Genomic DNA, 736 nt, shown 5'->3' with positions numbered 1-736 from the left:
GGCTATGGGGCCCTGAACGACCGGTGGTCGCTGGACTACGACGCGAACTGGGTCGCGGCGCCGGGAGCGTTTCCCCTGTCGCCTGCGCTGCCCTTCCAACCCCCGGCCGACGGCTATGCCGTCGGTGCCGTGAAGCGCTTCGTGGAGAACCTGTTGCCCGAAGGCCGCGCGCTCGACATCGCGGCCACGACTTACCGCGTCTCCAAGTCGAACATCTACGCCCTCATCAGCGCACTTGGGACCGAGACCACCGGGGCGTTCCGATTCTGGCGCTCGGATGACGTGCCGCCGGCCGCCGCCGCCAAACCGCCGCGTGAGGTGACCCGCGAAGAACTGGACCAACGAATTGCCGAGCGCGACCAGATTCCGCTGGCCGTCTGGGATGGCAAGGTCCGCATGTCCATCGCGGGCGTGCAGGACAAGTTGATGGTCTACCTGGACCGCCCGCTGAGCGACGCAGGACGTCTGTTCCTGGTCGAGCCGCCGTTGGCATCGACTCACATCCTCAAGCCCGACCCCGCGCGTGCGGTGACGCCGCATCTGGTCGTCAACGAACACTTCTGCATGTCATTGGCGCGGCGCATGAAGCTGCCCGTCGCGGAGGTCGGCATCTATCGGACACCACGGCCGGTACTCGTCGTCCGCCGCTTCGACCGGGTTGTCGTGCAAGGCGCCGGAGACGGTGCCGCGCATGGCGCCAACGAGCCCACCGTGCGGCGCCTGCACATCATCGACG

General features: G+C 67.7%; 1 protein-coding gene. It reads left to right on the top strand.

Going from position 1 to position 736, the window contains the following annotated elements:
* A partial coding sequence (locus AC1DU6_RS33885; RefSeq protein WP_477862784.1) for a HipA domain-containing protein occupies nucleotides 1-736 on the top strand: 736 nt, incomplete at both ends.

This window comes from Roseateles sp. P5_B10 (assembly GCF_056400485.1).
The sequence above is the reverse complement of the archived record's forward strand: the minus strand, read 5'-3'. Positions and strand labels throughout refer to the sequence as shown.